Here is a 4,524-nt window from a genome sequence, read left to right as displayed (position 1 = left end):
GCCCCAACCGATCAGCCGTGCCCGCGCTCAACGAGTTTCCCTCTTTTCTGGTCATGTGGGCGCGGTGGGCGGCGTCGAGCGCGGCGTTCGTCGCGGGGACATCGCATGGGGTCCGCGCATGCTGCCGTGGACCGGCATCTTCGAGGGGCCGGCGCGGAGCGGTTCGACGCTGCATGCGCTTCCGGGCGGGCGCGCCATGCCGGCCCCCGAAGACGAGATCTCGATCGGCCGCCATCTACTACGTCGCCGATGACGGTGTGCTGGAACAGTCGTCGTCCTCGGTCGCGCCCGGTTCCTCCATCGCGGGCTTCGAGCAGCGGTTCAGTGACCGGCGCCGGCCGCTGAACGAATGACCTGCGGTGGTCGGCGGCTGTTGCCCCGGATTGCCGAGCGAGAGCAGGAACAGCGTCAGCGAGATCACCGCGCCGACGGCAAGGACCACGAGCAGCAGGTTCGCGTTCGCGGTGGAGGTGTGCGCTGCGAGATGCGCGCCGTAGCGCAGGTGAATCACGAGATGCGCGACCGACCACACCGCGTACGAGCCCAGTCCGCTGCGCACGGCCAGCGGGCTCGCGGCCACGGCCGATGCCGCGAGTGGAATGGCCAGTGCCAGGTTCATCGCACCGTAGTCGAGCAAGAGGTGCGGGTTGTACGGCATGCCGAGGTTGACCCAGGAGAGGGAGAAGAACCATTCGGGGGCGGTCAGGATCACCACTCCCAAGACGGCGGAGACACCGGCGAAGAACAGGAGTCCCCCGCGCGCTATCCGGCCCCGCGTGCCCGTCACCGCGTCACCCGCGCTCGCAGGAACCCTTCGAAGGTGAGGGTGCCTCGGGGATTGTCGGGGACGAGATTCCATCCCTGCGCGTAACCTTGCGCGACCCTGCCCGGCAGACGTGGCGAGAGAATCGGCCGACGCCGATGCACGACCGATCGGTGGATTTCCGCCAGCTCGCGCAGGCTGTGGATCCGCGGCCCACCCAGATCCGGTGCGTTTCCGACGGGTGGGTGGATGGCGAGCTCCGCCAGATGGTCCGCGACCGTCTCGAGGTCGATGGGCTGGAATCGAAACCGGTCGGGCGCGAAGGTGACCGGCAGCCACCGCTGCACATCGAATATCGTGGCCAGCAGATCGTGGAATTGGGTGGCGCGTAGGTTCGTCCACGGCAGCCCGCTACCCGAGATCACTTGTTCCGCTGCCAGTTTGGCGCGGTAGTAGGGCAACGGGATCCGGTCCACACCGGCGATCGAAGTATTCACCAGATGTGGCGCTCCCCCCGTGCGGCCGATCGCATCGACGAGCCGCCGGGCCGCCACCACGTCATTGCGGCCGTAGGTGGTGGCGCAGTGCACGACCACATCCACTCCCTCGACGGCCTCCCCGAGCCCGGCGCCCGTGCGCAGATCGCCGACCACGCGGCCCGCCCCGGGCGTGCGGCTCAGCACTCGGATCTCGCGCTGCCGGGCCTGCAATCGTTCGACGACGGCTCGGCCCAATTTTCCGGTACCACCAGTGACCAGCACTGTGCTCATCCTGACCTCATTTCGTGCGGACGATAGGTGTTCATCGGTTCAGAACCGGGCACAGCCCTGGAATGTGACAGGTCCGTGCGACTGTGACCGACCTCGCAACGTTCGAGGACGTGGCCTGCTTCGAATAATCTTCCGAGCAATGGAATCGCCGGAGCCATCCGCCGCCGACCGCGCGTCGGTCTTCGAAGAACATCGGCCGCGCCTGTTCGGGCTGGCCTATCGGCTGCTCGGCTCCGCTACGGACGCCCAGGATGCGGTCCAGAGTGCCTATCTGAGCTGGCACGACGCCGATTGGGTGGAAACACCCGGCGCATGGTTGTCCAAGGTGGTCACGAATCTGTGCCTCAACCAGCTCACTTCCGCGCGGGCCCGCCGCGAAACCTATCCGGGCCCGTGGCTGCCCTAACCGGTGCTCACCGAGACCGGTGTGCTCGGTCCGCTGGAGACGGTGGAGCAGCGCGAGTCCGTATCGATGGCGTTCCTGCTGCTGCTGGAACGGCTCACCCCGGCCGAACGAGCCGTCTTCGTGCTGCGTGCGGCATTCGACCATTCGCACGACGAGATAGCCGCCATTCTCGATATCGACGCCGCGAATTCACGTCAGCTGTATCACCGTGCCCGCGCGCATCTGGCCGGCCGGCGTAAGCGTTTCGCCGCCGACGAGCCCCGGCATCACCGGATGGTCTCCGAATTCCTGGCCGCCGCCACCTCGGGCGATGCGGCAAGACTGCATCGCCTGCTGGCCGATGATGTGGTGGCCTGGACCGACGGTGGCGGCGCGACCGCGGCCCGCCGCCCGATCCTGGGCCGCGAACGTGTACTGCGCTATCTGATCGGTGCCGGCCGCCGCCTCGAGGCCTCGGCTATCACCGTCACCACAGCCATAGTCAACGGCGAGCTGTCCATGCTCGCCTTCGACGGCGACCGCCTCACCGCCGTGATCATGGTCGAGCCCGCGGACTCTCGCATCGTGGCGCTACGCATGATCGTGGCCGAAGCGAAGCTGGCCTTCGCCGCAGCCACTCTCGATCAAGTGCCCGCCGGCACGCCACAACCGGCGAACCAGTGGGGACTCGGTTGAAGAAGGCAGAGGGAAGCCGACAGGGCGCGAATGCGAAGCCACCGGACAGCACCCAACCGGGACAGCCAATCCCGAGGTGAGTTCCGGGGCGAAGCCTATAGGTACAACCGCGGGCAGCCGTCCCGGACAGGTAGACCCAGGAGAAGGCCCACGGGCGAAGCCCTTTAGGTAGCAACGACGGGCAGCCATCCCGGACGGCTAGATCCAGGAGGAGCTCAGTGGCGCGGCAACGTGGGTGGGCGAGCACAGACGGCAGCCCTGAGCAAGCCCGCAGGTAGGTCGCAATCCGGGGGCTGTTCACCACGGCGGGGCCCGGCGAAGCCCGCCGGGCAGCAACGGCGGGCAAGCCATCCCGGACAGGTAGACCCAGGAGAAGGCCCGGGGGCAAAGCCTTTAAGCAGCAACGGCGGGCAGCCCCATCCCGGACGGGTAAACCACGGCGGGGGTCCGGGGGCGAAGCCCTCCGGGTGGGGTTTGGGGGCTTCGCCCCCAAAAAACACGCGGAACCAAAAAGGCGGCGAATGCTCGCCATGAGCATGCGCCGCCTTTGGTGGAGCTAAGGGGAATCGAACCCCTGACCTTCTCGATGCGAACGAGACGCGCTACCAACTGCGCTATAGCCCCGTGCGGTTCCTGGCGGGAACCGCGCTGTGACACTGTAGCAGGAGGCGGGCGCCGATTCCGAATCGGGCCCGCCACCTGCGGTTATTCTCCGGCGGCGCGGCGCATGTCGCCGCCGGCGGCGCGGTTGCGGACGGCGCGGGCGGCGGTGGCGTCGAAGGCTTCGAGGTGTTCGAAGGCGGGGTCTTCGTCGTCGGGTTCGAGCAGTTCGGAGCGGCGGCGCAGGGCGCGGGCGGTGTCGCGGTCCATGCCGCGGCGGGCGGGACGCGCGGCTTGTTCGTCGCGTTCTTTGTCGGGGCGCTGGGTGGTGCGCGCGAGCCTGGCGCTGCGGCGCCGGCGGATCTCTTCTTCCATCCTGACCTGCTTGCGCAGGTAGGCCAGGTAGGTGACGAGGACGGTCGCGGTCAGGCCGCAACCCCACCAGAAGACGGGCGCGATCGCGATGGCCAGCGCTCCGCACAGCAGGGTGGTGAGTACCAGGCCGAGCACGGCGCGCTGACGGAAGGTGTAGCGGGCGGCGCGGGCGATGGCGTCGGCTTCGGGGTCGAATCCGCCGCGGCCGCGCCGGGTGGGGATGAAGTCGGTGTCGTCGGTGTCGGCGGGCTCGGGTTCGGCCACGGCGGGCAGCGCCGAACGCGCGGGAGGTATCCGGGCGGCGAGCGGGTCGCGTCGGGTGGCGTCCGCGTTATCGTCCTGGTCGTCGTCATAGTCGACGCGCTCTTCGCGGTCGATACGGTGTTCGCGGTCGATGCGGTCTTCGCGCTCTTCGCGTTCCTCGCGCTCTTCATCGTCCACATAGTCGGCGCGCACGGCATCGGGGTCGCCGGGCACGCCCGATTCCGTGTCGTCGGTGTCGGCGGCCTCGTCCGCCGCCATTTCATCGAGTTCCGTCTCAGTCACCGCCCGGCGGGTCGCCTTGGCGGTCGTGGCACGGGCCGCGCCGGTGTCGGTGACGTCTCCCGGCGTGTTGTGTTCGTCGTCAGCCTCGGTGACGGGCTCGTCGGCCGAAGTCGTCATCCGATCCTCCGCATCATCGCTGTGGGGACGCTTTCTCTGCACTCGTCTCGGCCGCCAATCGGGGTCGCTGTCGTGCCCGGCGGCGGGTCCGGACCTGGTGCGCCGCTTCGAACCTCCGCGATGCAGCACCCGGGTGGCGAGTGCCGTGTCGGTGGTCTGCCGGATCCGGGGATGCCGGTCGGCGAGTATCGGAAACAGGACGAAGACCCAGAGTACGACCAGGCCGATCCACAAGATCGAATTCGGCATCGCCGTCAGCACCTCCGTCCCCG

General features: G+C 68.5%; 5 protein-coding genes and 1 tRNA gene. 2 read left to right on the top strand and 4 right to left on the bottom strand.

The window, feature by feature from the left end; genetic code table 11:
* Positions 1-238 precede the first annotated feature (238 nt).
* Both AC5W7N_RS14885 and AC5W7N_RS14880 read right to left on the bottom strand, forming a co-directional pair.
* Complete coding sequence (locus AC5W7N_RS14885) at positions 239-787, bottom strand: hypothetical protein (protein WP_195020030.1); 549 nt, start codon at positions 785-787, stop codon at positions 239-241.
* Positions 784-1,533, bottom strand: a complete 750-nt coding sequence (locus AC5W7N_RS14880; RefSeq protein ID WP_195020031.1) for an SDR family oxidoreductase — start codon at positions 1,531-1,533, stop codon at positions 784-786. The genes AC5W7N_RS14885 and AC5W7N_RS14880 overlap by 4 nt, the downstream gene beginning before the upstream one ends.
* A gap of 139 nt (positions 1,534-1,672) precedes the next feature.
* Here AC5W7N_RS14880 and AC5W7N_RS14875 point away from each other — a divergent pair, with 139 nt between their 5' ends.
* Both AC5W7N_RS14875 and AC5W7N_RS14870 read left to right on the top strand, forming a co-directional pair.
* Positions 1,673-1,939 (top strand): sigma factor, encoded by a 267-nt coding sequence (locus tag AC5W7N_RS14875; protein ID WP_490725517.1) that lies wholly within the window; start codon positions 1,673-1,675, stop codon positions 1,937-1,939.
* 3 nt (positions 1,940-1,942) lie between these two features.
* Positions 1,943-2,614 (top strand): sigma factor-like helix-turn-helix DNA-binding protein, encoded by a 672-nt coding sequence (locus tag AC5W7N_RS14870; RefSeq protein ID WP_324197353.1) that lies wholly within the window; start codon positions 1,943-1,945, stop codon positions 2,612-2,614.
* 548 nt (positions 2,615-3,162) lie between these two features.
* Here the strand turns inward: AC5W7N_RS14870 and AC5W7N_RS14865 are convergent.
* Together AC5W7N_RS14865 and sepX are read right to left on the bottom strand one after the other, a co-directional pair.
* Positions 3,163-3,238, bottom strand: a tRNA-Ala gene (locus AC5W7N_RS14865).
* 81 nt (positions 3,239-3,319) lie between these two features.
* Positions 3,320-4,501: a divisome protein SepX/GlpR gene (gene sepX, locus AC5W7N_RS14860; protein ID WP_194989387.1), complete on the bottom strand. Its 1,182-nt coding sequence runs from the start codon at positions 4,499-4,501 to the stop codon at positions 3,320-3,322.
* Between the last annotated feature and the right edge of the window lie 23 nt (positions 4,502-4,524).

It is taken from the genome of Nocardia sp. CDC519, assembly GCF_059509835.1.
This window is presented reverse-complemented; position numbering and strand designations above follow the sequence as displayed.